This is a genomic window from Pseudomonadales bacterium (assembly GCA_041395945.1).
GTDB lineage: Bacteria > Pseudomonadota > Gammaproteobacteria > Pseudomonadales > Azotimanducaceae > SZUA-309.
Genome location: JAWKZN010000001.1, coordinates 3,275,776 through 3,301,460, shown reverse-complemented (window position 1 = coordinate 3,301,460; position 25,685 = coordinate 3,275,776). Strand labels below are relative to the sequence as shown.

The window sequence follows — 25,685 nt, the reverse complement described above, 5'->3', positions numbered from 1 at the left end:
GATTCATAAAAAGCGCTGAATCGGGAATCGCGGGCAGGTAATGGCGAAACGAGACTACTACGAAGTGCTGGGGCTGCAGCGGGATGCTTCAGAAGCAGACATCAAGAAAGCCTACCGGCGTCTGGCGATGAAGCACCATCCCGATCGCAACCCGGACGACACCTCGTCCGAGGAAAAATTCAAGGAAGCGTCGGAAGCCTATGAGGTTCTCTCTGACGCGGAAAAGCGACAGGCCTACGATCAGTTCGGTCATGCCGGTGTGGATCCCGGTGCCGGTGGCATGGGCGGTGGCTTTGGCGCGACCAGCTTCAGTGATATTTTCAGCGACGTTTTCGGTGATATCTTCGCTGGTGGTGCACGGGGCGGACGGGGTTCCGTGCGTCGCGGTGCAGACCTGCGCTACACCCTGGATCTCACCCTCGAACAGGCGGTTGGCGGCGACAACGTCGAAATCGAGGTCCCGGTGCTGGTGGCCTGCGAGGATTGCGAAGGCTCGGGGGCCAAGGCAGGCACCGGCCCGACCACCTGTCCGGATTGCCAGGGCGCCGGTCAGATCCGTGTCGCCCAGGGATTTTTCTCGCTGCAGCAGACCTGTCCGCGCTGTCGCGGCGCAGGACAGGTGATCTCCGATCCCTGCCGTCGCTGCGGTGGCAGCGGCCGGCAGGAAAAACGCAAGCGGCTCTCTGTGCGTATTCCCGCCGGGGTGGATACCGGCGACCGGATCCGGCTCACCGGTGAAGGGGAGGCCGGTCTGCACGGCGGTCCGCCGGGCGATCTGTATGTGCAGGTCGAAATGCGCGCGCACCCGATCTTCAGTCGCGACGGCAAGCATCTGTACTGTGAAATGCCCATCTCCTTTGTGGATGCGGCACTGGGCGGTGAGATTGAAGTTCCCACGCTCAACGGCCGTGTGAAGCTGAAAATCCCGCCAGAAACCCAGACCGGCAAGTCCTTCCGCTTGCGGGGCAAAGGGGTGACTCCGGTTCGCGGCGGTGGGGTTGGTGATCTGGTGTGCAAGGTCAACGTGGAGACACCGATCAACCTCTCCGATCATCAGAAGAAGCTGCTCAAGGAATTCAAGGCGTCCCTGGGCCAGGGGGGCTCGCGACATTCACCCCAGGAGACCTCATGGTTCCAGGGTGTGAAGGATTTTTTTGATAATCTGAAGCTCTGACTTCAACCCGGCAGGACTCCACTATGACAATGCGTATCGCCGTGACCGGTGCAGCCGGCCGCATGGGCAGGACGCTGATCGCGTTGATCGATGCCGCACCGGATCTGACCCTGGGTGCCGCCTTCGAGCGATCCGACAATCCGGCGATCGGCGCCGATGCCGGTGCGCAGGCGGGTGTAGGTGAACTCGGGGTCAGCATTGCTGCTGATGTTGCCTCCCGTCTCGACGCTTTCGATGTCCTCGTCGACTTCAGTGTGCCGGCGGCTTCCCTCGAATTCCTGGCTGCCTGTCGCACCGGTGGTCGCCGGATGGTCATCGGCACCACCGGATTCGACGCCGAGGGGCAGCGGGTCATCGAGGCGGCGGCAGCCGAGATCGCCATCCTGAAATCACCCAACATGAGCGTTGGTGTGAATGTCTGTTTCAAGCTCATCGAACTCGCTGCCCGGGTACTGGGTGATGAGGTCGATGTGGAAGTGATCGAAGCCCATCACCGGGACAAGATCGATGCGCCCTCGGGTACCGCTGTCCGCATGGGAGAAATTCTCGCGGCTGCACTGGACCGGAATCTGGAGACAGACGCAATCTACGGTCGCCAGGGGGTCACCGGTCCGCGCGCGCGCCGGACCATCGGATTCTCGACCGTGCGGGGTGGTGACATCGTCGGTGAGCATACTGTGCTGTACGCGGGCACCGGCGAGCGCATCGAGATCACCCATCGTGCCCAGAGCCGGGCGAACTTCGCCCAGGGCGCATTGCGCGGTGCGCGCTTTCTCGCCGGACAGCCTCGGGGTCTGTTCGATATGCAGGATGTACTAGGCTTGGCGGGGTCGCTCCGGTAGACTACGCCACCCAAATCCAGGCGGGATCGACGCTCCCTCGATCTGCATAAGACAGGTGTCGAGGTGTTCGGCTGCACTCAAGTCGCGCACTCACACCGGGCAGAGTGTGCGCACATCAGCAGAGTGCGCGGGGAAAATCGCTCTCGCCTTTTTGTGGGTCGGCCAAGAGCAGCAGTTTGGGGACAATAGTGACACCGGCGATACTCGCCCTTGAAGACGGCAGCCTGTTCCAAGGGGTGTCGATCGGCATTGAGGGGACGAGTGTCGGGGAAGTCGTGTTCAACACGGCGATGACCGGCTATCAGGAAATCCTCACCGACCCTTCCTATGCGCGCCAGATCATCACCCTGACCTACCCTCAGATCGGCAACACCGGGATCAATCCCGAAGATGTCGAATCGGACAGGGTGTGGGCCAGCGGTCTGGTCATTCGTCAGACACCAAGACTCGCCAGCAGCTGGCGGATGCGGGAAACCCTGGGCGATTACCTGCGGCGTGAACGTGTCGTCGCCATCGCTGATGTGGACACGCGCCGGCTCACCCGGCTGATCCGGGAAAAAGGTGCCCTGGCGGGCTGCATCGCCGCCGGCTCGGCAGTCACCGAAGCTGCGGCCCTGCAGGAGGCCCGCGCGTTTCCCGGTCTGAAAGGCATGGATCTGGCGCGGGAAGTCAGCCGGGAACAGTCCGGCACCTGGACTGAAACGGGCTGGGTGCTGGGCACCGGATACGGGCGCCAATCGGCTCCGAAGTTCCACGTAGTCGCTTACGATTTTGGCGTGAAGCGCAACATACTGCGCCTGCTGGCAGAGCGGGGCTGTCGGATTACCGTGGTGCCTGCCACAACCGGCGCCGCTGCGGTACTCGCCCTCGAGCCGGACGGCGTCTTCCTCTCGAACGGGCCCGGCGATCCGGAACCCTGCGATTACGCCATCAGCGCCATCCGCAGTCTGCTGGATGCCGATGTGCCGATCTTCGGTATCTGTCTCGGCCATCAGCTGCTCGCACTGGCCAGTGGAGCGCGGACCATGAAGATGTCCCATGGCCACCACGGCGCAAATCATCCGGTGAAGGATCTCGATGCTGAGCGGGTGATCATCACCAGTCAGAACCACGGTTTCGCAGTGGATGCGGACTCCCTGCCCGACTGTCTGGAAGTCACCCATACCTCTCTGTTCGACGGCACGCTGCAGGGGGTACGGCGCAGAGACCGGCCGGCCTTCAGCTTTCAGGGGCACCCCGAAGCGAGCCCCGGCCCTCAGGACTGCCAGTACCTGTTCGACCGCTTCATCGAATTGATGGCTGCACGCACGGGAACTTCGAATGCCTAAGCGCACAGACCTCAAGTCCATTCTGATTATCGGCGCAGGCCCCATCGTCATCGGTCAGGCCTGTGAGTTCGACTATTCCGGAGCCCAGGCCTGCAAGGCGCTGCGGGATGAAGGCTATCGGGTGATTCTGGTGAATTCGAATCCGGCCACCATCATGACCGACCCGGCCATGGCGGATGCCACCTATATAGAGCCGGTGGAGTGGTCGACCATCGAACGCATCATCGACAAGGAGCGGCCGGACGCCCTGCTCCCCACCATGGGTGGCCAGACGGCGCTCAATTGTGCGCTGGATCTGGTACGTGAAGGCGTTCTGGAAAAATACGGTGTCGAACTCATCGGCGCCAGTCAGGATGCGATTGACAAGGCAGAGGACCGGGAACGGTTCGATCGTGCGATGAAGCGCATCGGCCTCAACACTGCGCGTTCAGCGATCGCCCACAGCATGGAGGAGGCGATCCAGGTCCAGAGTCAGCTCGGTTTTCCCTGCATCATCCGGCCGTCCTTCACCCTCGGTGGCAGTGGTGGCGGTATCGCCTACAACCAGGAAGAGTTCGAGGAAATCTGCGAGCGGGGACTCGACCTTTCACCGACCAATGAGCTGCTGATCGATGAATCACTGCTCGGCTGGAAAGAATTCGAGATGGAAGTGGTGCGCGACAGGCGCGACAACTGCATCATCGTGTGTTCCATCGAAAACTTCGATCCGATGGGTGTGCATACCGGCGACAGCATCACTGTGGCACCGGCCCAGACCCTGACAGACAAGGAATACCAGATCATGCGCAATGCATCGATCGCGGTACTCCGCGAAATCGGCGTGGAGACCGGTGGGTCGAACGTGCAGTTCGCCATCAATCCGGACGATGGCCGGATGGTGGTGATCGAAATGAATCCCCGGGTGTCACGTTCCTCCGCACTGGCTTCGAAGGCGACCGGATTCCCGATTGCGAAAATCGCCGCGAAGCTGGCCGTCGGTTTCACCCTGGATGAACTGATCAACGACATCACCGGCATCACCCCGGCATCTTTCGAACCCTCGATCGATTATGTGGTGACCAAGATACCGCGCTTCACCTTTGAGAAGTTTCCCCAGGCGGACAGCCGCCTGACGACCCAGATGAAGTCGGTGGGCGAAGTCATGGCCATCGGCCGGACGTTCCAGGAGTCGCTGCAGAAAGCGCTGAGAGGTCTGGAAACCGGCATGAGCGGCTTCGACCCGGTACTGGATCAGAAAGGTGAAGATGTTCGCGGCACATTGCGGCGCGAACTCGCGAGCCCGAGCGCGGAAAGGATCTGGTATATCGCCGAGGCGTTCCGGCTGGATATGACCATTGCGGAGATATTCGAACTCACCAAAGTGGATCCCTGGTTCCTTGCGGAGATCGAAGATCTGATCCGCAGCGAAGGCGCGGTGATGAACAGTACTCTGGCCGGAATTGATAAAGGGACGATGTATCAGCTCAAGCGTCAGGGCTTCTCGGATGCCCGGCTGGCGAAACTGCTTTCAGTGAGTGGTGCGAAACTGCAGGAGCAGGCTGTGCGCGAGCACCGGCTGAAACTCGGCGTACGCCCCGTGTATCGCAGGGTTGATACCTGTGCGGCGGAATTTCCGTCCAGCACCGCCTACATGTACAGCACCTATGAAGAGGAATGCGAGTCCGCCCCCAGCGATAGACCCAAGATCATGGTGCTCGGTGGCGGGCCCAATCGGATCGGCCAGGGTATCGAGTTTGACTACTGCTGTGTGCATGCCGCCCTGGCGATGCGGGAAGACGGCTATGAAACCATCATGGTCAACTGCAATCCGGAGACGGTTTCCACCGACTACGATACTTCCGATCGACTGTACTTCGAGCCCGTGACCCTTGAAGACGTGCTGTCCATCGCAGAGATTGAGCGCCCGGAAGGGGTGATCGTGCAGTTCGGCGGCCAGACACCGCTGAAGCTGGCGGAAGACCTCGAGCGCGCCGGAGTGCCCATCATCGGGACCACGCCGGATGCCATCGACCGCGCGGAAGACAGGGAACGGTTCCAGAGTCTGATAGAGAAGCTCGGCCTGCGGCAGCCGTCGAATCGCACAGCGGTGGACGCGGAGTCCGCTGTCGCTGGCGCCCGGGCGGTTGGTTTCCCCATCGTGGTGCGACCGTCCTATGTGCTCGGCGGGCGCGCGATGGAGATCGTCTACAACGAAGAAGAACTGCTGCGTTACATGACCCAGGCGGTCATCGTTTCCAACGACTCTCCCGTGCTGCTCGATCGGTTTCTCGATCAGGCGGTGGAAGTGGATGTAGACGCGGTCTGTGACGGTGAACAGGTGGTGATCGGTGCGATCATGCAGCACATCGAGCAGGCCGGTGTGCACAGCGGGGATTCCGCCTGCGCGTTGCCACCGTACCGACTCGATGCGGCGATTCAGGATCGTATTCGCGAGCAGGTCAAAGCCATGGCCCTCGAACTCGGTGTCGTGGGGCTGATGAACGTGCAGCTGGCGGTGCAGGAGAACGAAATCTTCGTGCTCGAGGTGAACCCGCGGGCCTCGCGAACGGTGCCCTTCGTGTCGAAGTGTATCGGTGTATCTCTCGCCAAAGTGGCGGCGCGCTGCATGGCCGGGAAGTCGCTGGCCGATCAGGCGTTCACCCGGGAAATCATCCCGACGACTTTCAATGTGAAAGAGTCTGTTTTCCCCTTCAACAAGTTTCCCGGTGTAGACCCCATTCTCGGACCCGAAATGAAGTCGACCGGGGAGGTGATGGGCGTGGGCGACAGCTTCGCAGAAGCCTTCGCGAAAGCGGTTGCGGCTACCGGGGTGCGGCTGCCGGATGGGGGTCGCGCCTTTCTCAGCGTGAAGGAATCCGATCAGCACAATCTCATCACGATCGCCCGGGATATGGTGGATCTGGGCTTCCGGCTGGTCGGCACCCATGGCACGGCCAAGGTGCTGCAGGAAGCGGGTGTGCCGATTGAGATCGTCCACAAAGTGGGTCAGGGTCGACCCAATGTGAGCGATCTGCTGAAGAATGAACAGATCGATCTCATCGTCAATACCACCGAAGGCCACCAGTCCATCCGGGACTCCGCACTGATCCGTCGGCTCGCACTGCGCAACAAGGTCTGTTATACGACCACTCTGGCAGCAGGCGAGGCCTACTGTATCGCCATCCGCTATGAGCGCAGCAAAGGCGTCGAGCAGGTAAGACGCCTGCAGGACCTCCACAGGCTGACCGCCTGAACTGCTGGCAGTCGCCCCCATATTGCGGGCAGAATTTCCGAACCGGACTCGAGGCTAGTCGATGCCCACACCCATGACAAAAGAAGGCGCCGAGGCGCTGCGCGAGGAGCTCAAGCAGAGGAAATCGGTGCTGCGCGCTGAAATCACCCAGGCCATCGCCGAAGCCCGTGCGCACGGCGACCTGAAAGAAAACGCCGAATATCACGCGGCCCGCGAGCAGCAGAGCTTCAACGAAGGCCGGATCAAAGAGGTGGAAGGGAAGCTGGCCGATGCGCAGATCATCGACATCAGTCGGATACCGCCGGGCGACAAGGTGATATTCGGCGTCACGGTGACCCTCGTAGACGCGGAAACAGGAACCCGGATGCGTTATCGGATCGTCGGTGAAGATGAGGCGGATCTGAAGCTTGGCAAGATCTCGGTCATGTCACCGATTGCCCGGGCGGTAATCGGTAAGAGTGTGGGTGATGTGGGCGTGGTTGAAACACCGAATGGCCGGGTCGAATACGAGATCGACGCGGTGGAGCATGGTTAGACCGGTTGCGGGTCTGCTGCAACGTTAGACGGTACGGCGTTTCCCCGGATCACGCGGCTTTTTCAGCGTGTGGCCCTGCTGCGGGCAAGGTTCGACAGATTCGGATTGGCCTCGGGGTTGCGGCGGAACAGTACGATCACCTTGCCGATCTTCTGCACGATTGCAGCGGTGCAGGCGGCGGCCAGTGTCTCGCCCATCAGCTCGCGTTCGTCCCGATCCTCGCCATGAATCTTCACTTTGATGAGTTCGTGATCCTTCAGAGTCCGATCGGCTTCGGCGATCACGGCAGCGCTTACGCCGGCATCCCCTACGGTGACGATGGGATGCAGGTGATGGGCGATCTGCTTGAGCTGGCGCCGGGTCTGATTGTCCAAGGACCGCGTCCTCCGCGTCGATCTGACAGGGCGGGCATTCTAGCAGGCCTGGCGCATTCATCGATTATTGTGGGCGTACCCCGTGCGACCCCGGCGGATTCTGCAGGTGGGAGAAGATGAGTCAGCGCAAAGATTCGAAAAAAGGCATCCGCCGCAGCAAAAGCGGCAGCCGCAGTAAGTCCAGTGCACGCTGGCTCGAGCGGCAGCGGAAGGATCCTTTTGCCCGGAAGGCCAGCACCCAGGGCAGGATCTCCCGGGCGCATTTCAAGCTTGAGCAGCTGGATGCGCGCTTCCGGCTCCTGAAACCCGGGATGCGGGTGCTCGAGCTGGGTGCGGCGCCCGGCGGCTGGACACAGTATGTGGAAAGCCGCATCGGCGGGAGCGGTCTGCTGGTTGCCTGCGACTATCGGCCGATCGCGGCGGCGGCCGCAACCCGGGTCGTGGTGGGGGAGGTCGGCGCGCCGGAAGTCGATGAGCAGGTGGATAAAGCGCTCGAAAGCGGGAAGGTGGACCTTGTTTTGTCTGATATGGCCCCAAATATCAGTGGTATCCGCGCTGCAGATCAGGCCCGTTCGATGCATCTCGTGGAGGTCGCCGAAGCCGCCGCCCGGCGCTGGTTGAAACCGACGGGCACACTTGTGGTCAAGATATTCCAGGGCGGTGGTGTGGAAGAATGGATCCGGCAGATGCGCAAGCAGTATGCGGGATTCAAGGTGGTCAAGCCGGAAGCGTCCCGGAGTGATTCTAGGGAAATGTACGCAGTTGCTGAGCGGTTCCGCGACCTGGGGTAGTGGTGTAGGCTAGGTTTAGAGCAGGCCTCGATTCATTATCAGGGGTGCGACAGAAATTTCACGATGCGGGACGTAAATTGTCCCGGATCTCTCCTGCGGGAGACAGACCCTCAGGGAAGTCACTTCCCGGGGGCGATACAGAGAGGATAAGTCTTTGACGGATATGGGAAAAAATTTGCTTCTGTGGCTGATCATCGCGGCGGTGCTGCTGACGGTGTTCAACAATTTCAACGTCAAACCTGAGCCACAGACTCTCAGCTATACCGATTTCATCGAACAGGTTCGCAGCGATCAGGTCGAGCAGGTCGTCATCGAAGGTCTGATCATCAACGGCGTTCGACGCAATGGAGAAGAGTTCAGGGTCGTGCGACCGGACATCTATGACCAGAAACTCATGGATGACCTCTACAACCATCGCGTCCGGACGTCGGGCAAACTGCCGGAACAGCAGAGCATCTGGTCTCAGCTGCTCATTGCCAGCTTCCCGATACTGATCATCATTGCTGTTTTCATGCTCTTCATGCGTCAGATGCAGGGTGGTGGCGGTGGCCGCGGCGGTCCCATGGCTTTCGGCAAGAGCAAGGCGCGTCTGCTGTCGGAAGATCAGATAAAGACCACCTTCGCCGATGTCGCTGGTGTAGATGAAGCCAAGGAAGATGTGCAGGAACTGGTCGAGTTTCTGCGCGATCCTGGAAAGTTTCAGCGCCTGGGCGGGCGGATTCCGCGAGGCGTGCTGATGGTGGGCCCGCCGGGTACAGGTAAGACCCTGCTGGCGAAGGCGATTGCGGGAGAGGCCAAAGTCCCCTTCTTCTCCATTTCCGGGTCCGACTTTGTCGAGATGTTTGTGGGCGTAGGTGCCTCCCGGGTTCGGGACATGTTCGAGCAGGCGAAAAAACAGGCCCCCTGCATCATCTTCATCGACGAGATCGATGCGGTCGGTCGGCATCGCGGTGCCGGCCTCGGCGGTGGCCACGACGAGCGTGAGCAGACACTCAACCAGCTGCTGGTGGAAATGGACGGCTTCGAAGCCAACGATGGCATCATCGTGATCGCGGCAACCAACCGGCCCGATGTGCTGGATCCGGCGCTGTTGCGCCCGGGTCGATTTGACCGCCAGGTGGTGGTGGGTCTCCCGGATATCCGTGGCAGAGAGCAGATTCTCAAAGTCCACATGCGCAAAGTTCCGCTGTCAGACAACGTCGATGCCTCGGTCATCGCGCGGGGTACACCGGGCTTCTCCGGCGCCGACCTGGCCAATCTGGTGAACGAGTCCGCGCTCTTCGCTGCCCGTGCAGGCAAGCGTCTGGTGGAGATGGATGAATTCGAGAAGGCCAAGGACAAGATCATGATGGGCGCCGAGCGCAAGAGCATGGTCATGTCGGAAAAAGAGAAGCGCAATACGGCTTATCACGAGGCAGGTCATGCGATTGTCGGACGCATGATGCCGGCCCATGATCCGGTCTATAAGGTCAGCATCATTCCCCGTGGCCGGGCACTTGGTGTGACCATGTTCCTGCCCGAGGAGGATCGCTACAGCCTCTCCCGGCAGAGTGTGAAGAGCCAGATCTGCAGCCTGTTCGGTGGCCGGATTGCGGAAGAAATGATCCTGGGGTCCGAATATGTGACCACAGGCGCATCCAATGATATCGAACGTGCCACCAATCTTGCCCGCAGCATGGTGACCAAATGGGGTCTCTCCGAACGCATGGGCCCGATCATGTATGACCAGGATGACGGTGAGGTCTTCCTGGGCATGTCGGCGGGCGTTCGGCCCAAGGCCCAGTCGGAACAGACTGCCAGGGCGATCGACGAAGAAGTTCGCAGCATCATTGATGGCTGCTACAAGGAGGCCCTGCGCCTGCTTGAAGAGCACAAGGACAAACTGCATCTGATGGCGGAAGCCCTGATCGAATTCGAAACCCTCAATGCCGATCAGATAGACGACATCATGGCGGGTGCGAAGCCCCGTCATCCCAGTGATCTGCCCCCCCCGGGTGGTGAGTCAGCGTCGAAGCCGGAGCCATCCGGCGATGCACCGATCGGAGGCCCCGCCGGAGAGCATTAGACGGCGATGGGCGCTGCCACGCTCGATCCGGCATCCCGACTCACCTGCCGACTGGAATGTGGCTCGCGGGCTCTGAGCCTCGCGGGCCCCCGGGTGATGGGAATTCTCAACCTCACTCCGGATTCCTTCTCGGACGGCGGCCGTTTCAGCGCCGGTGCAGGGTCAGGCACTGTCGACCTGGGCCGAGTGCGCGCTGCGGCCGAAGAGATGCTCGCGGCGGGTGCCGACATCCTCGATATTGGCGGTGAGTCAACCCGTCCGGGTGCTGCTCCCGTCGCTGAGTCTGAAGAACTGGGGCGGGTGATGCCCGCGATTGAAGCACTTCTCGAACTCGATACCATCCTTTCCGTGGATACCCGCAAGGCGGGCGTGGCGCGTGCGGCACTGGCAGCCGGTGTGCAGATGATCAACGACGTCTCCGCGCTCGATGATCCGCTGATGCTCGAGGTGCTGGCGCAGTCTTCGGCAGCCGTATGCCTCATGCATATGCAGGGCGAGCCGGCCACCATGCAGCAGCAGCCACAGTACGACGACGTGGTGGGGACCGTGCGCGACTTTCTGGAGGAGCGGGTGGCCCGCTGTGTGGCGGCAGGTATCGGGCCTCAGCGGATCTGCATCGATCCGGGATTCGGTTTCGGAAAGCGCCTGACGCACAATCTGACCCTGTTGCGGGGGCTTGCGTCGGTGCGGGTGCGCGACCTGCCGATTCTCGTGGGGCTGTCGCGCAAGCGCATGATCGGGGATCTGACCGGCCGGGGGCCGGAACAGCGTCTGGCAGGCAGTGTGGCGGCGGCGTTGCTTGCGGTGGAGCAGGGGGCCAATATCGTGCGTGTGCACGATGTCGCAGCCACGGTGGATGCACTGAAAGTACTCGATGCGCTGACATCCTGAGTGATGCGGATGCTGAAGCTGAAAAACAGAACAGGGAAGTCATAATCCATGAGCAGGCGTTACTTCGGGACCGATGGAATTCGCGGGCGGGTCGGTGAACCCCCCATTACACCGGAATTCTGTCTGCGACTCGGCTGGGCCGTGGGCCGGGTATTTGCGGAAGCAGCATCCAGTACACCGAGGATCCTGATCGGTAAAGACACCAGAATATCGGGCTACATGCTCGAATCGGTGCTGGAATCAGGACTGGTTTCGGCGGGCGTGAACGTCAGTCTGATGGGCCCGATGCCGACTCCGGCGGTCGCCTATCTGACCCGCACCCTGCGCGCCGAGGCCGGCATCGTGATCAGTGCATCCCACAACCCCTATTTCGACAACGGCATCAAGTTCTTCGATGGCTCGGGAAACAAACTTCCGGACGCCTTCGAAAAGCGGATCGAAGCCCAGCTCGATGCTCCGATGCATTGCGTGGACTCGCATCAGCTCGGTCGGGCCATGCGTATCGAAGATGCCGCCGGTCGTTACATCGAATTCTGCAAAGCGTCCGTCAACCGGGGCTTCCGGCTCAGCGGGCTGAAAATCCTGCTCGATTGTGCCAATGGGGCGACCTACCACGTCGCACCCGGTGTTTTTGAGGAACTGGGTGCGAAAGTCACTGTGATCAATGCTGAGCCCGATGGCTTCAATATCAACGAGAACTGTGGCTCCACCTCGCCGGAGCGCCTGGCAGAAGCCGTCCGGGCGGCGGGTGCCAGTGTGGGTATCGCCTTTGATGGCGACGGTGACCGGGTGGTGATGGTGGATGAGCAGGGTGGCGTGGTGGATGGCGACGAACTGCTGTTCATCATCGCACTGCACAGGGCGAAAGCCGGCCTGCTCGCAGGTGGCGTCGTCGGCACGGTGATGTCCAATTTCGGACTGGAGCGGGCCCTGGGCGAAGCGCGTATCGATTTCGTGCGGGCCAAAGTGGGTGACCGCTACGTGCATGAAGCGCTGCGGGAGCGGAACTGGCAACTGGGCGGTGAATCTTCGGGCCACATCCTCTGTCTGGATCTGACCACCACGGGAGATGCGATTGTTGCCGCACTTCAGGCGCTCTGCGCGATGATCGATTCGGGGGCACCGCTGAGCGAACTCAAAGCCGGTATGCACAAACTGCCCCAGACCATGCTCAACGTGTCAGTCCCCAGTCCGCGGGAGCGCGCGATCGCGGCTGACGTGGCTTCCGCGGTGGCAGCCCAGTCCGCACGTCTTTCCGGGCGTGGCAGGGTCCTGATCCGGCCTTCCGGGACCGAACCCGTGGTCCGGGTCATGGTGGAAGGTGAGCGCGAAGACGAGGTCTCCCGAATTGCCGAAGAACTGGCCGAGGTGGTGCGGAACGGCGGCTGACCACCCAATTCACGCAAAAAGCGCCGGATTCGACGCGGCAGGGGATCAGGGGCCCCCTGGCCAATCTGTTTGCCCGACCGGATGCGAGTGGGTAACATTGCGCGCCCCAAAAACGCCTGCGGGTGGTGCATGCGTCGTTTGATCGTGGCAGGCAACTGGAAGATGTTCGGTTCGAAGCGTTTTGTGGCCGAATATGCGGCGACGCTCGCCAGGGTCAGAACTTCTCTGCCTGGAAAGCGCTTTCCGGAGGCGATATCTCTGGTGCTGTTCCCGCCGGTCGCCTATCTGGGCTATGTACTGCGGCAGCTGGATGAGCAGGGGCTGGTCGACAGTGTCGAAGTCGGCGGTCAGGATCTGCATGCGGCGGCAGAAGGCGCATATACCGGCTCGATTGCCGGCGAGATGCTGAAGGATATCGGGGCAACCTGGGTGCTGGTCGGTCACTCCGAACGGCGCCAGGCCGGTGAGACCGATGAAATGGTGGCAGAAAAATTTGCTGCAGCGCTCCGGGCTGGTCTGAAGCCGGTGCTGTGCATCGGCGAGACCGAATCCGAACGGGACTCGGGCAATGCCGAGTCGGTGGTGCTCCGGCAGATCGAGCAGGTTGCCGCCAGAGTCGGCGCCGAGGGCCTGGGCCGTGGAGTGATAGCCTATGAGCCGGTCTGGGCCATCGGTACCGGGAAGACGGCCACTCCGGCGCTGGCTCAGGCCATGCACCGGGTGATACGCCAGGCGCTTGCAGGACTTGCGCCCGATCTCGGCAGGGATCTGGCCCTGCTGTATGGCGGCAGTGTGAAGCCTGCGAATGCGGCCGAGCTTTTCGCTCAGCCGGACATAGATGGTGGGCTGATTGGTGGTGCTTCTCTGGAAGCCGCGCAGTTTCTGGAAATCGCCCAGGCTGGCAGGTCGGCAGCGCATTAGCCGGCAGAGAGTGAAGGGAAATGGTATGCGCAGAATGGCCACCGGTAAGGGTGGTGAGTTCGAGGCGCGATTGAAATTGGTGTGAATACGAGGTTAGCACTCAAGTGATGTCCACATATGAAACGGTTCTGATGATGCTGCTGGTGGCCGATGCCATCGCACTCGCTGCGCTGGTACTGCTTCAGCAGGGTCGTGGCGCCGATGTGGGCGCAGCGTTCGGCAGCGGCTCGTCCAACACCATGTTCGGCAGTAGTGGATCGGCCTCTTTCCTGACCAAACTGACCGTGTGGCTGGCAATCGGCTTTTTCCTGATCTCATTCGGCCTGGCTTACACGGCCAAAGAGCGCGCAGAAACCGCCGGCTCACTGGGGATTCCCCAGGTCGTGGTGCCCGAGACACCCGTGGAGCAGTTGACTCCCGAATCGAAACCTGTAGATTCCGACATCCCTGACCTCTGATGGGCCAGGGCCTCATTAGCCGAAGTGGTGAAATTGGTAGACACGCTACCTTGAGGGGGTAGTGGGCTAACGCCCGTGGAGGTTCAAATCCTCTCTTCGGCACCAACACTCTGATCCTTCACTCAGGCGAACCTGAGTCCTTTACTCAGGCTGTTGCCTGCGCCCACCCAGATCCCTATAATCCGCCCCTTGCTGATGCGGGGTGGAGCAGTCTGGTAGCTCGTCGGGCTCATAACCCGAAGGTCGTGGGTTCAAATCCTGCCCCCGCTACCAAAGGAAAAACCTCGAAAGAGGTCGAAGAAATTTGCCCCGAGAGGGGCAATTTTCTACGAGCCGGGAGCCTCACCGCCCCGGTCATCGGGATCCTGGCGGTAGCGTATCGCGTACCGGCAGGTCGCCCACCACAGGTGGCAAACCTCTAGGCGGAAGCCTTGAAGTATTCCCACCGGTGGTAAGCCACAGGTAGTTCAGGCGGGTGTGATCGTCAAGGAGTCAGTTGCTCCTTCGCGCGCCGCAGGAACGTTTTCGGGAATGGGCGTAAGCCCATTTTTTATTGGTGCTCCGGAAAACCGGTGTGCCAGAGAGTGATGACGAAGCAGTGCAGTCGCCTGGTGCATGAGACCGTACTGCCTGGTCAGATTAGACAGAGTGAACAGAAAAGAGGCGGATATCGAAGCATTGCTGACACCGGTGGTCGAGCTGGAAAACTGCAGTATCTGGGGTGTGGAGTACCTGACATCGGGGCGCCATACGAAGCTGCGACTGTACATCGACCGGGACGGGGGTGTCAGTGTTGAAGACTGTGAGCGGGTCAGCCGCCGGGTCGCCGACCTGCTCGATGTGGAAGACACCATTTCGAGCAGATACACCCTCGAAGTCTCGTCGCCGGGTATGGATCGGATTCTGTTCAAACCGGAGCAGTACGCGGCGAGTATCGGCGAACAGGTGGAAGTGCGATTGAGCTTCCCTTTCGAAGGCCGGAAACGGTTTCTGGGGATTCTGGCCGGCCTGGAGGATGGCGAAGCCGTCGTACGGGTAGATGAAGATGAATATTTGCTGCCATTGGAAAATGTCCAGCGGGCGCGCGTCGTCCCGCGGTTTGATTGAGGTTCGAGCAACGACATGACGAAAGAAATTCTCCTGGTCGTGGATTCCGTTTCCCACGAGAAGGGTGTCCCGAAGGACGTCATTTTTGATGCCATCGAGGTTGCGCTGGCGACTGCCACAAAGAAACGATATGGCGAGAGCGCTGAATTCCGTGTGGCCATTGATCGCGAGACTGGTGAGTACGAAACCTTCCGGGTGTGGCACATCTGCGACCCGGACGCTGTAGTCGAAAGTGAGGATGAGGAAGAAAAGCAGGAGTGGAATCCGGATGCTCAGTACACGCTGGAGGAAGCGCAGGCTAAGGATCCTGCTGCGCAACTCGGTGGTGTGATCGAAGAGGCCGTGGACTCCGTTGAGTTCGGTCGGATAGCCGCCCAGACCGCCAAGCAGGTTATCGTGCAGAAAGTGCGCGAAGCCGAGCGGGCGATGGTGGTCGAGGCCTATCTCCCGCGCGTCGGTGAGCTGGTTGGCGGCACTGTGAAGAAGCTGGGTCGCGACAGTGTGATCGTCGACCTGGGCAACAATGCCGAAGGACTTCTCACCCGCGAGCATCTGATCCCCAGAGAGACTTTCCGGATCGGAGATCGCCTGCGCGCTCTGCTCCTGGAGATCCGCCCTGATAATCGCGGACCACAGCTCATCCTCACCCGGACCTCACCGAAGATGCTGGTGGAGCTGTTCAAGATTGAAGTACCCGAGATTGCCGAAGATGTAATCGAGATTAAAGGCGCTGCGCGGGACCCGGGCTCGCGGGCCAAGATTGCGGTGAAGACCAACGACGGACGTATAGATCCGGTAGGGGCGTGTGTCGGCATGCGTGGTTCGCGTGTGCAGGCTGTTTCGGGTGAACTGGCCGGTGAGCGCATAGACATCGTGTTATGGGATGAAAATCCTGCGCAGCTCACAGTCAACGCCATGGCTCCGGCTGAAGTTGCTTCCATCATTCTCGATGAAGACGTGCACGCGATGGACATCGCGGTCAGTGAAGACAATCTTGCGCAGGCCATAGGCCGTGGCGGCCAGAATGTCAGACTGGCCAGTGAGCTTACGGGCTGGAAACTCAATATCATGACCGAAGAAGATGCGGTCAAGAAGCAGGAAGAGGAAGCGGGTAAGTTCATCACCGATTTCATGGAAGCGCTTTCGGTTGACGAGGATGTTGCTGTGGTGCTGGTGGAAGAAGGTTTCACCACGCTTGAAGAAATCGCCTACGTGCCGATCGAAGAGATGACGGCGATCGAAGGATTCGACGAGGAAATCGTTGAAGAGTTGCGAACCAGGGCGCGGGATGCGCTGCTTACCAAGGCCATCGCTACGGAAGAAGCGCTCGGTGAGCATCAGCCGGCAGACGACCTCCTCAATATGGAAGGAATGGATCGTCGCCTCGCTTTTCATCTCGCCAGCCAGGGTGTGGTGAGCATGGAAGATCTGGCGGAGCTTGCGGTAGCAGAGCTCCAGGAACTGGTGGAAGAGCTCGACGAAGAGGCTGCCGCTGCATTGATCATGACGGCCCGGGCACCTTGGTTTGCAGAGGCCGGGGAGCAGTAGTCAGGGGGATCGAAGATGTCCGAAGTCACGGTAAAACAACTCGCGGAAACGGTGGGAACACCCGTCGACCGCCTGCTCAAGCAGATGCAGGAGGCTGGCCTTTCCCATAAGAGTGATAAGGAGCCTGTTTCGGATACGGAGAAGCAGACGCTGCTCGCTTATCTGCAGAAGAGCCACGGTGGTGCAGAACCCGGCCCGAGCCGCATCACTCTCAAGCGTAAAACGGTTGGCACGCTGCGTACAGGCCAGGGTCGTGCCGGCCGTGTTGTAAATGTTGAGGTGCGCAAGAAGCGCACCTATGTGAAGCGTGCGGAAGCCGAGGCGGCAGACCCGGCACAGGTCGCGAAAGCCGAGCAGGCACCCAGTGCTCTGGAGCTTGAAGCACAACGCAATCGCGAAGAGGAACTCGCGCGCAAGTCGGCAGAGGAAGAGACGCGCCGACTCGAAGCCGAGCGCAAAGCGGAAGAAGAGCGCCGTCGGGAAGAAGTCAGGGTCAAGGAAGAAGAAGCCCGGGCAGAGGCGGAGCGCAAGGCAAAAGCCGCAGCAGCGCCGAAACCTGCAGCCAAAAAGGACACGGCGGTTGCCGATCCGGCTGCGGCCGAAGTCGAGGCGCAGGCCAAGCAGCAGTCTACCGAGCGGGGTGGCAAGCGTTTCAAAGGCAAGGATCGTGAGCGTGATCGGGAGAGAGCCAAGAGCGAAGGCGGCCGCCGGGAACTCTCACTGAAGCCGGGGCGTCGCGCCAAGCGCAAGCATCACCCGGTAACCGCAATGAAGGTCGATCAGCAGGGTGGCGAGTTCCGCCCGACGGATTTCATCGCCCGGGAAGTCGAAATTCCTGATGTCATTAGTGTCGGCGACCTGGCTCAGCGGATGTCTGTGAAAGCCGGCGAGGTGATCAAGACCCTGATGAGCATGGGGATGATGGCCACCATCAACCAGCCTATCGATCAGGACACAGCCATTCTCGTGGTGGAAGAAATGGGCCACAGGCCCAAGCTGATCCACGCGGATGCGCTTGAGCATGTGCTGGAACGATCGCTCACCGTGGAAGGTGATGCCACCGGGCGACCCCCGGTTGTCACTGTCATGGGACACGTTGACCATGGTAAGACGTCGCTGCTCGACTACATACGCAAAACCCGGGTGGTCAGTGGCGAAGCCGGTGGAATCACCCAGCACATCGGCGCCTACCGGGTTGACACCAGGGGCGGTCGGATCACCTTTATCGATACACCCGGCCATGCAGCCTTCACAGCGATGCGTGCGCGGGGTGCTCAGGTCACGGATATCGTGATCCTGGTCGTCGCGGCGGATGACGGAGTGATGCCGCAGACCATAGAGGCCATCCAGCATGCCAAGGCAGCCGGGGTGCCAATCGTGGTGGCGATCAACAAGATGGATCTCGAAGCAGCGGATCCGGAGCGGGTTACCAATGAACTCGTGACCAAAGACGTGATCCCGGAAAGCTACGGTGGTGATACCCAGTTCGTGAAGGTATCAGCAATCACCGGTGAAGGTGTCGAAGCACTGCTCGAAGCGGTACTGCTGCAGGCCGAAGTGCTCGAACTCAAGGCGGTGAAAGAAGGTCCGGGGCGGGGTGTCGTCGTCGAGTCCCGTCTCGATCGCGGTCGCGGCCCGGTTGCGACCGTGCTGGTACAGAACGGAACGCTCAAGCAGGGAGACGTGATCCTTGCCGGCCAGTTCCACGGCCGGGTTCGGGCGATGCTCGACGACCATGGTGAACCGACCAGGGAAGCGGGGCCTTCCGATCCCGTTGAGGTGCTGGGTCTGACCGGTACCCCGGGTGCGGGAGACGATTTTTCCGTGGTTGTTGATGAAAGAAGCGCGAGAGAACTTGCGCAGTTTCGCCGCGATAAGCATCAGGAGCAGCGGGTTGCCATGCAGCAGGCGTCCAAGCTCGACAACATGTTTGCGAATATGGCAGAAGGCGAGAAGCGCATCCTCAAGATGGTGATCAAGACCGACGTGCGCGGCAGCCTGGAGGCCATTCATCAGGCGCTCACCGAGATGGGCAACGATGAGGTGGCAGTCAACATTCTTGGCTCGGGTGTGGGTGGCATCACCGAGACCGATGCCAACCTCGCACTGACTTATGGCGCCGCAGTATTTGGCTTCAATGTGCGGGCAGACAACTCGGCCAAGGCTATCATCGAACGCGAAGGTCTGGACCTGCGCTACTACAGCGTGATCTACGAACTGCTGGACGATGTCAAACAGGCTCTGTCCGGCATGCTGGAACCGGAAATCCGGGAAGAGATCGTCGGCATTGCCGAAGTTCGGGATGTGTTCCGCTCACCGCGCTATGGTCAGGTGGCCGGGTGCATGGTCACCGAGGGCAGTGTCTACCGGAACAAGCCGATCCGGGTGCTGCGTGACAACGTCGTCATTTTCCAGGGCGAGCTGGAATCGCTGCGTCGCTTCAAGGATGACGTAAACGAGGTCCGCAGCGGTACCGAATGCGGCATAGGTGTTCGCAACTATAATGATGTGCGTGTCGGTGACCTCATCGAAGTGTTCGACTCGACCAAGGTTGCCAGGGAGCTTTGAGCGCAGTGCGGCCCTTCGGTAGAGACCTGAGAATCGCGGATTTCATCCGCGATGAAGTTGCCGCGATCATCCTGAGGCAGATACGCGACCCCAGGGTGGGAATGGTGAGCGTCAATGAGGTGACTGTCAGCCGGGACCTTTCCTACGCTGATGTATACATCACCACGCTGGACGCTGAAAGCGCAGAGGATCGGAGTGAAGTGATCGAAGTCCTGAATAAGGCGGCCGGTTACTTCCGTACGGAACTGGCCAAACGCCACAGCATGCGGACAACTCCGCGTCTGCGTTTTCACTATGACGAAGCAGCTGAGCGGGGCCCGCGGATGGATGCCCTGATCGACAGCGCCATGCGTTCGAATAAGAACCAGGCTGCGGACGACGCTGCAGACAGCCAGATCGAGGATGACAGTGGCCCGGCGCAGTAAAGGGCGGGATGTGAGCGGCGTTCTGGTGATCAACAAGCCACCGGGATTCAGCTCGAATGATGCAGTGCAGAAGGCCAAGCGCATGTTCAACGCGCGTAAGACCGGTCACACGGGGGCGCTGGATCCTCTGGCCACCGGTGTCCTGCCCCTGTGTTTCGGAGAAGCAACGAAATTTTCCCAGTATCTGCTCGATTCAGACAAGAAATACTGGACCCGGGTGAAGCTGGGTGTGGCGACCGACAGCGGCGATGCCGACGGCAAGGTAATACAGATACGTCCGGTGCAGGATGTTGATGCCGCCCGGATCGAAGATGCGCTGCGTTTTTTCCGCGGCGGGATCGATCAGATACCCTCAATGTTTTCGGCGGTCAAACACCAGGGTCAGCCGCTGTACAAACTTGCGCGTCAGGGGATTGAGATCGAACGTGCAGCGCGGAGAGTGACGATCTTCTCGAACGAGCTGGTCGCGTTTTCCGGAGATGAGCTGGAGCTCGAGATTCACTGCAGCAAAGGCACCTATATTCGAACCATCGCTGAAGAGCTCGGTGAGATTCTGGGTTGCGGCGCTCACGTTACGGCCCTGCACCGACGCGCAGCCGGCCCTTATACGGAATCCGATATGGTGACCTTCGAGGAGCTGGAGAATGCTCTCGAAACCGGTACTGACAGCAGCTCACTGGACTCGTTCCTGCTTCCCGTCTCGAGTGCGGTGAAGGAATGGCCGGAAGTCAGGCTGACGGACAACACCGCTTATTATCTGCGGCAGGGTCAGCCGGTTATCGTTGCCCATGCGCCGACCAGCGGCTGGGTGCGGCTGGCGGAAGTACATGATGATGCGTCGATCCATTTCATTGGTGTCGGCGAGATCCTCGACGACGGACGGGTAGCGCCCCGTCGGCTGGTCGCGGGTCTGGGAAAATAGCGGCGAACGGATCGACAGCGAACAGTTCAATGAAGAACAGATCAACAGCGCAGATCAGAATGAATTCAGGGTCGAACCCGCGTACTACGTCGGGCCGGATCCTCCACAGCGAGGCCACTGTAAATATGCACGGTGGCCCCGATTTTATAGACGCATATTGGAGAAATGAGAATGGCACTTACAGCCGAAGGTAAAGCAGGAATCATCAAGGAATATCAGCGGGAAGACGGCGACACCGGCTCCCCTGAAGTGCAGGTTGCATTGCTGACACATAACATCAATGCACTGCAGGATCACTTCCGAGATCACCAGAAAGATCACCATTCTCGACGCGGATTGATCCGTATGGTCAATCAGCGACGTAAACTGTTGGATTATTTAAAGAGCAAAGATGCAACTCGCTACTCGGATCTGATCAAGCGCCTGAATCTGCGCCGCTGATTGAGACGGAGAAACACGCGAGAAATGTTGGAGGTAGGAAATTGAAACCGATTACTAGAGAAATTCAGCTGGGTGGCCAGAAGGTCATACTGGAGACCGGACGGATTGCCAAACAGGCAACCGGTGCTGTGCTGGTCAGTATTGGCGATACGGTGGTTCTGAGCACCGTTGTCGGAAACAGAGGCATGCGTCCGGGACAGGACTTCTTCCCGCTGACCGTCAACTACCAGGAAAAGACCTACGCCGCGGGAAAGATCCCCGGTGGTTTCTTCCGTCGTGAAGGTCGACCGAGCGAAAAAGAAACACTCACATCGCGCCTGATCGACCGGCCGATACGCCCCCTGTTCCCCAAAGGCTTCATGAACGAAGTGCAGGTGATCTGCACGGTGATGTCTGCGGAGAAGGATCAGGACCCGGATATCGCTGCGCTCATTGGTGCTTCGGCCGCGCTGGCCATTTCCGGTCTGCCGTTCAACGGTCCGATCGCCGGAGTGCGGGTCGGCTACAAGGATGGTGCGTACCTGCTGAATCCGGGGTATGCGGCCCTGGCAGAGTCGCAACTGAACATGGTGGTAGCTGGAACGGATACTGCGGTGCTGATGGTGGAGTCCGAAGCCAAGGAACTGTCCGAAGACGAGATGCTCGGCGCGGTGCTGTTCGGGCATCAGGAGATGCAGGTAGTCATCGAGGCAATCAAGTCTCTGGCTGCTGAAGTCGGCAAGCCCCGCTGGGAGTTTGCCGCAGCCGAGGTGAACGAAAGCCTGAAGTCAAAGGTTGAAGATGCGGTCAAGTCTGATCTTGGCAACGCATACCGGATTACAGACAAGATGGAGCGTCAGGATCGGGTAAGCGCACTGCGCAAGCAGGTCATCGAGACTCTCGCGGGTGGCGAGTCTGCTGAATACTCAGCAGATCAGGTGTCTGAGGTTTTCAGCAAGATCGAGAAAACCATCGTCCGCCAGCGTGTGCTCAATGGTGAACCGCGAATCGACGGTCGCGATCTGAAAACCGTCCGGCCGATCGCTGTGGAAGTCGGCATGCTGCCGAAGACCCACGGATCTGCACTGTTCACCCGGGGTGAAACCCAGGCGATAGTGGTTGCCACACTCGGCACTTTGCGGGATTCGGCCATGATCGACGCCCTCGAAGGCACCTACAAAGATCACTTCATGCTGCATTACAACTTTCCCCCCTACAGTGTCGGCGAAGCCGGCTTCATGGGTGGTCCAAAGCGGCGTGAAATCGGCCACGGCCGCCTGGCACGACGGGGAGTCGCGGCGGTTCTGCCGGATCTCGAGTCGTTTCCCTATACCCTGCGCGTGGTTTCCGAAATCACCGAGTCGAATGGTTCGAGTTCGATGGCATCGGTGTGTGGAACCTCTCTGGCGCTGATGGATGCGGGTGTACCGCTCAAGGCACCGGTGGCCGGTGTTGCCATGGGTCTGGTGAAGGAAGGCAACCGCTATGCGGTACTGACCGATATCCTCGGTGACGAGGATCACCTCGGTGATATGGACTTCAAGGTTGCCGGTACTGCCGCTGGTGTCACTGCACTGCAGATGGACATCAAAATCTCGGGTATCACCGAAGAGATCATGGAAATCGCACTGGGGCAGGCGCTGGATGCGCGGCAGTTCATCCTCGGCGAGATGAACAAGGTCCTCGACCGCTCCCGGGAAACGATTTCTGACAACGCTCCGGCGATGCGCGTGCTGAACGTACATCCGGACAAGATTCGCGACATCATTGGTAAGGGTGGTGCGATGATCCGCTCGATCACCGAGGCGACCGGCGCGGACATCGATATTCAGGACGATGGCAGTGTCCGTATCTACGCTGCAGACGGCGAGAGCATGCTGGCGGCTGTACATCGGATCGAAGAAATCACGGCAGAAGCCGAGGTTGGCCGGGTTTACACAGGTAAGGTTGCGCGCATCGTCGATTTCGGTGCGTTCATCACCATACTGCCTGGCAAGGACGGCCTGCTGCACATTTCTCAGATCGCTGATGAGCGGGTGGAGAATGTCAGCGACTACCTCAAGGAAGGCCAGGATGTGAAGGTGGTCTGCCTCGACGTCGACCAGCGCGGCCGCATCAAGCTCTCCATGAAGGAAGTGGAAAACTACGCCGAGACCGCATAGCGGTCTCGCAACCGCATAGCGGTCTCGCAAGCGCATAGCGGTCTCGCAACCGCACAGCGGATGCGCATACACCCAGCGGATTCGTTCATGAGAACAGCGCCCGGAAGCGGGCGCTCATCGTCATCTGACTTCTGTTTGTAGGAGATTGCCCCTGGTTTGACGGGGCGATCTCCTGTTTTTCGAACAGACCCCGGCTTCTATACTGCACCGTCAATCATGGGCGGGAATGCATCCATGCACGACGCTAAGCCACTGCCACCACGGGCGATCGGCTTCAGCATGATGTTCAGTACGGTTTTCTGTGCGCTGATCCAGTGCGTCCTGAAGGAGGCGTGGGACTGGTGGCTGTTCTTTATCCTGCTCGCATTCGGAGCCGCCTTGAGCGGGGCAGCGATGGTCCTTGTGACACTCATCAACAACGTCGCTCTGCATCATCCGGGTAACCGGTACCTGCCGCCCGAATAACTGGAGCGGTTTACCGTGGCAGAGATGCGTAGCGGAGGATAAATTGTGGATCAGGCCCCTGCGCGATTCGCCACCAGCTCGTCCACGACGGAAGGATCCGCGAGAGTGGAGGTGTCTCCGAGATTGTCGAGTTCGTCTGACGCGATCTTGCGCAGAATCCGGCGCATGATTTTTCCGGACCGGGTTTTCGGCAATCCGGGTGCCCATTGGATATGGTCAGGTTTTGCGAACGGGCCGATTTCCCTGCGGACGAGGTCGACCAGCTCCTGCCTGAGCTGTTCGCGATCTTCGTTGTTGCCCTGCATCAGGGTCACGTACGCGTAGATCGCTTCTCCCTTCACCGCATGGGGGAAACCGACCACGGCGGCCTCGGCCACCGCATCGTGGAGCACCAGGGCACTTTCCACCTCAGCGGTACCGATCCGATGGCCGGAGACGTTCATTACGTCGTCGACACGGCCCGTTATCCAGTAGTAGCCGTCCGCATCCCGGCGGGCGCCGTCTCCTGTGAAGTAATATCCCTTATAGGTTGAATAGTAGGTATCGATCGCGCGCTGGTGATCGCCATACACGCTGCGGATCTGCCCGGGCCAGCTCCGGGTGATGACCAGATTGCCGACCGCTTCGGTCTCCTCGATGAGTTTGCCCTCGGCGTCCATCAGCGCCGGTTCCACGCCGAAAAAGGGTCTGGTGGCACTGCCCGGTTTGAGAGTGGTTGCACCAGGCAGCGGGCTGATCATGATGCCGCCTGTCTCAGTCTGCCACCAGGTATCGACGATGGGGCAGCGCCCGTCACCAACCACCCTGTGATACCACTCCCAGGCTTCGGGGTTAATCGGCTCACCCACGCTGCCGAGCAGCCGCAGACTGGCCCGTGAACTGCGGGTGACCGGCGCACTGCCCTGGCCCATCAGCTGCCGGATAGCGGTGGGTGCGGTGTAGAAGATGTTCACCTGGTGCTTGTCGATCACCTGCCAGCAGCGTCCGGCGTCCGGATAGGTGGGTACTCCCTCAAACATGAGAGTGGTCGCGCCATTCGCCAGGGGTCCGTAAAGGATATAACTGTGACCGGTGATCCAGCCGACATCGGCCGTACACCAGTAGATGTCGCCGTCGTGATAGTCGAAAACATATTTGTGCGTCATGGCCGCGTGCAGCAGATAGCCCGCCGTGCTGTGCTGAACGCCTTTCGGTTTGCCCGTCGACCCGGAGGTGTAGAGAATGAAGGAAGGATCTTCTGATGCCATTGCCTCGGGCGGGCAGTTAGCTGACTGATCGGAGATCAGCTCGTGGTACCAGATATCCCGGGAGGGCTGCCAGGTCACCTCGCTGCCGGTGCGCCGGACCGTGATCACAGTGTGAACGTCCGGGCAGCCGGCGAGCGCGAGCTCGGTGTTCTCTTTTAACGGGACAGGTCTGCCACCGCGAATGCCTTCGTCCGCTGTGATGACTACCCGGCAGTCCGAGTCGAGGATCCTGTCTTTGAGTGACTGGGGCGAGAATCCACCGAATACCACAGAATGCACCGCACCGATCCGGACACAGGCCAGCATCGCGTAGGCGGCCTCCGGAATCATCGGCATGTATATGCACACCCGATCCCCTTTTTTCACCCCCCGGGATTTCAGTCCGTTGGCGAGCAGACAGACCTGGTCGTGCAGCGCCTGGTAGCTGACGTGCTTGCTGTCTGCAGGATCATCGCCCTCCCAGATGATGGCGGTCTGTTCCGCTCTCTGCGGCAGATGTCTATCAATGCAGTTGTAAGAGATGTTCAGGCGACCGCCGTCGAACCACTGAATGCGTCCGGCCGGCATGTCGGCCTCCTGCACGCTGTCCCACTTGTGGTACCAGTTCAGGAAAATGTCCGCCTGCTCCGACCAGAACCCGTCCGGATCGGTGATGGAGCGCTGGTACATGGCCTCGTACTGGTCCTGGTTGATGAAGCACCGGTTCAGAACATCGGCTGGTACCGGTACCAGGTGCACTTGCGACATCTCTATGTTCCTCCTTTCGTGGCTGTGGTTTTAGGGGTGTCTTTTTGTGGCTGTGCGTCTTTGCGGATCTGGTT

General features: G+C 60.1%; 21 protein-coding genes and 2 tRNA genes. 21 read left to right on the top strand and 2 right to left on the bottom strand.

From position 1 onward, the window contains the following. Nucleotides 1-40: 40 nt before the first annotated feature. From dnaJ to greA, 5 genes are all read left to right on the top strand, one after another. Nucleotides 41-1,174: a molecular chaperone DnaJ gene (gene dnaJ / locus R3E82_15190; protein MEZ5552228.1), complete on the top strand. Its 1,134-nt coding sequence runs from the start codon at nt 41-43 to the stop codon at nt 1,172-1,174. A 29-nt stretch (nt 1,175-1,203) separates the two neighbouring features. Further along, nucleotides 1,204-2,016: a 4-hydroxy-tetrahydrodipicolinate reductase gene (dapB, locus tag R3E82_15185; protein ID MEZ5552227.1), complete on the top strand. Its 813-nt coding sequence runs from the start codon at nt 1,204-1,206 to the stop codon at nt 2,014-2,016. A 185-nt stretch (nt 2,017-2,201) separates the two neighbouring features. After that, the gene (gene carA / locus R3E82_15180; protein ID MEZ5552226.1) at nt 2,202-3,344 is read left to right on the top strand and encodes a glutamine-hydrolyzing carbamoyl-phosphate synthase small subunit; all 1,143 of its coding nucleotides are present in this window, start codon (nt 2,202-2,204) and stop codon (nt 3,342-3,344) included. After that, nucleotides 3,337-6,576, top strand: a complete 3,240-nt coding sequence (carB, locus tag R3E82_15175; protein MEZ5552225.1) for a carbamoyl-phosphate synthase large subunit — start codon at nt 3,337-3,339, stop codon at nt 6,574-6,576. The genes carA and carB overlap by 8 nt, the downstream gene beginning before the upstream one ends. Nucleotides 6,577-6,637: 61 nt before the next feature. Next, on the top strand, nt 6,638-7,111 hold the full coding sequence (gene greA, locus R3E82_15170; GenBank protein ID MEZ5552224.1) for a transcription elongation factor GreA: 474 nt from the start codon (nt 6,638-6,640) through the stop codon (nt 7,109-7,111). A gap of 62 nt (nt 7,112-7,173) precedes the next feature. Here greA and yhbY read toward each other — a convergent pair whose 3' ends face one another. After that, the gene (gene yhbY, locus R3E82_15165) at nt 7,174-7,485 is read right to left on the bottom strand and encodes a ribosome assembly RNA-binding protein YhbY (GenBank protein MEZ5552223.1); all 312 of its coding nucleotides are present in this window, start codon (nt 7,483-7,485) and stop codon (nt 7,174-7,176) included. Nucleotides 7,486-7,601: 116 nt separating this feature from the next. Between yhbY and R3E82_15160 the strand changes: the two genes are divergently transcribed. The 16 genes from R3E82_15160 (at nt 7,602) to R3E82_15085 (ending at nt 23,617) form a co-directional block, all read left to right on the top strand. Continuing rightward, complete coding sequence (locus tag R3E82_15160) at nt 7,602-8,276, top strand: RlmE family RNA methyltransferase (GenBank protein MEZ5552222.1); 675 nt, start codon at nt 7,602-7,604, stop codon at nt 8,274-8,276. A gap of 163 nt (nt 8,277-8,439) precedes the next feature. Then, on the top strand, nt 8,440-10,341 hold the full coding sequence (gene ftsH / locus R3E82_15155; GenBank protein MEZ5552221.1) for an ATP-dependent zinc metalloprotease FtsH: 1,902 nt from the start codon (nt 8,440-8,442) through the stop codon (nt 10,339-10,341). Between the two features lie 6 nt (nt 10,342-10,347). Further along, entirely contained in the window at nt 10,348-11,232 is an 885-nt protein-coding gene (folP, locus tag R3E82_15150; protein ID MEZ5552220.1) for a dihydropteroate synthase, read from the top strand. 48 nt (nt 11,233-11,280) lie between these two features. After that, on the top strand, nt 11,281-12,621 hold the full coding sequence (glmM, locus tag R3E82_15145) for a phosphoglucosamine mutase (protein MEZ5552219.1): 1,341 nt from the start codon (nt 11,281-11,283) through the stop codon (nt 12,619-12,621). Between the two features lie 129 nt (nt 12,622-12,750). Further along, complete coding sequence (gene tpiA, locus R3E82_15140; GenBank protein MEZ5552218.1) at nt 12,751-13,542, top strand: triose-phosphate isomerase; 792 nt, start codon at nt 12,751-12,753, stop codon at nt 13,540-13,542. A gap of 107 nt (nt 13,543-13,649) precedes the next feature. After that, a complete protein-coding gene (gene secG / locus R3E82_15135) occupies nt 13,650-14,000 on the top strand; it encodes a preprotein translocase subunit SecG (GenBank protein ID MEZ5552217.1) in 351 nt (116 codons plus the stop codon). An 18-nt stretch (nt 14,001-14,018) separates the two neighbouring features. After that, nucleotides 14,019-14,105, top strand: a tRNA-Leu gene (locus R3E82_15130). A gap of 91 nt (nt 14,106-14,196) precedes the next feature. Continuing rightward, nucleotides 14,197-14,273 (top strand) — tRNA-Met (locus tag R3E82_15125). 375 nt (nt 14,274-14,648) lie between these two features. Further along, entirely contained in the window at nt 14,649-15,107 is a 459-nt protein-coding gene (gene rimP, locus R3E82_15120) for a ribosome maturation factor RimP (GenBank protein ID MEZ5552216.1), read from the top strand. 15 nt (nt 15,108-15,122) lie between these two features. Then, entirely contained in the window at nt 15,123-16,655 is a 1,533-nt protein-coding gene (gene nusA / locus R3E82_15115) for a transcription termination factor NusA (GenBank protein MEZ5552215.1), read from the top strand. A gap of 15 nt (nt 16,656-16,670) precedes the next feature. Further along, entirely contained in the window at nt 16,671-19,223 is a 2,553-nt protein-coding gene (infB, locus tag R3E82_15110) for a translation initiation factor IF-2 (protein ID MEZ5552214.1), read from the top strand. Nucleotides 19,224-19,228: 5 nt separating this feature from the next. Further along, on the top strand, nt 19,229-19,648 hold the full coding sequence (gene rbfA, locus R3E82_15105; protein MEZ5552213.1) for a 30S ribosome-binding factor RbfA: 420 nt from the start codon (nt 19,229-19,231) through the stop codon (nt 19,646-19,648). After that, nucleotides 19,626-20,570 (top strand): tRNA pseudouridine(55) synthase TruB, encoded by a 945-nt coding sequence (truB, locus tag R3E82_15100; GenBank protein ID MEZ5552212.1) that lies wholly within the window; start codon nt 19,626-19,628, stop codon nt 20,568-20,570. Before rbfA ends, truB begins: the two co-directional genes overlap by 23 nt. A 171-nt stretch (nt 20,571-20,741) precedes the next feature. Next, a complete protein-coding gene (gene rpsO / locus R3E82_15095) occupies nt 20,742-21,011 on the top strand; it encodes a 30S ribosomal protein S15 (GenBank protein MEZ5552211.1) in 270 nt (89 codons plus the stop codon). Between the two features lie 41 nt (nt 21,012-21,052). After that, nucleotides 21,053-23,152, top strand: coding sequence for a polyribonucleotide nucleotidyltransferase (pnp, locus tag R3E82_15090; protein ID MEZ5552210.1), 2,100 nt, complete (start codon nt 21,053-21,055; stop codon nt 23,150-23,152). Between the two features lie 234 nt (nt 23,153-23,386). Beyond that, nucleotides 23,387-23,617 (top strand): hypothetical protein, encoded by a 231-nt coding sequence (locus R3E82_15085; protein MEZ5552209.1) that lies wholly within the window; start codon nt 23,387-23,389, stop codon nt 23,615-23,617. Between the two features lie 50 nt (nt 23,618-23,667). On the opposite strand, the gene acs is transcribed toward R3E82_15085, so the two are convergent. Further along, nucleotides 23,668-25,611: an acetate--CoA ligase gene (gene acs, locus R3E82_15080; GenBank protein ID MEZ5552208.1), complete on the bottom strand. Its 1,944-nt coding sequence runs from the start codon at nt 25,609-25,611 to the stop codon at nt 23,668-23,670. Nucleotides 25,612-25,685 lie beyond the last annotated feature (74 nt).